This is a genomic window from Streptosporangium sp. NPDC049376 (genome assembly GCF_044466505.1).
In the GTDB taxonomy this organism is placed as follows: domain Bacteria; phylum Actinomycetota; class Actinomycetes; order Streptosporangiales; family Streptosporangiaceae; genus Streptosporangium.
Window position 1 is genome coordinate 1 of record NZ_JBITMT010000060.1, and the last position, 1,169, is coordinate 1,169.

The window sequence follows — 1,169 nt, forward strand, 5'->3', positions numbered from 1 at the left end:
TAAGCGGCATTCCAAAAGTTCCGCTTGTAACCAGCCGGGAGCCAAGGGCTGGTCCATGGAACTGCGGCGGTCAGCAACTGATCCGGTGAACGGGCGCGGAAGAAGGCATGGATCTGTCTGAGGCGGCCGGGCCAGGTGACGGCAGTGTTGGCGATGAACGCCTTCAACACGGCCCAGATGCGCTCCACCGGGTTGTCATGCGGACTGTAGCGCACCCCGTACAGCAGCTCCAGGCGAGGATGCTCGGCCAGGTAGGCGGTGACGATCCCGGCGTGGTGGATGCTGTCGTTGTCGCAGATCACGACGATGTGCGGGGCGGCAGGGAACGCGGCGATCACCTGATCGAGCAGGCGCAGGAAGTCGGCCGCGCACCGGCGGCCGAGCCGATACACCCACCGCCCGGTGGTCATCTCCAGCGCGCCGAGCACGGTGACCTGCCGGTTCTTGCCCGGTGTGACGACCTCCGGGCGGCATGGGCGCAGCGTCCAACTGGCGCGGATGTGCGGCAGCAGGTGCACGTGGGTCTCATCGGCGGCCCACACCACCGCCCCGCGCGGCAGGGCACGCAGCCGCGCGGTGATGTCGGCCAGCACGCGTCGGCGGTCGGGATCGCCCCGGGCGATCAGCTTGGGTCGCCGCCAGACGGCCACCAGCCGCACCCGCCGATACAGGGCGTGGCGGCTCAGATGGGGCCGGTTCAGCAACCGCCACAGCCGCGGGATCGTCCACGGTCCCGGGTGGGCCAGCAAGGCGGCGATGCGCCTGGTCAGCCGTCGGCCGCCCAGGCGCGGGCGACCCGGACGGGGCCGGTCGGCCAGGTCGGCCACCCCGCGGCGGTTGAACCGGTCGATCCAGCGGCGGACCGTGCCCGGGTCATAGCCGAGCAGGTCGGCGATCTGCACCGCCGACAGCCCATGCAGCGACAGCAGCACCATCACCGCCCGCGTTGCCTGCCGCCAGTGTCCCCGTAACTCCGCCTGCAGGTGCTCGATCGAGGTGGCCGGAGCATCGGCGAACACGACAGGAGGGCGCATACTGACCACGACCTCGCCGGTGGGGTGGACGTTGTGGCAACCTCGATCCAACCCCCGGCGAGGCCCGTGTCAACGCCCTTATGCCCCGGCGATCTCACACCTGGTTACGCGCAGAACTTCTGGATAGGCGCTTAG

1 protein-coding gene is annotated in these 1,169 nt (G+C 69.9%); it reads right to left on the reverse strand.

Translation table 11 applies throughout. The features are described 5' to 3' along the window. The coding region (locus tag ACIBVQ_RS40565) for an IS630 family transposase (RefSeq protein ID WP_399184287.1) at positions 1–1,034 on the reverse strand (1,034 nt) is incomplete at its 3' end. Between the last annotated feature and the right edge of the window lie 135 nt (positions 1,035–1,169).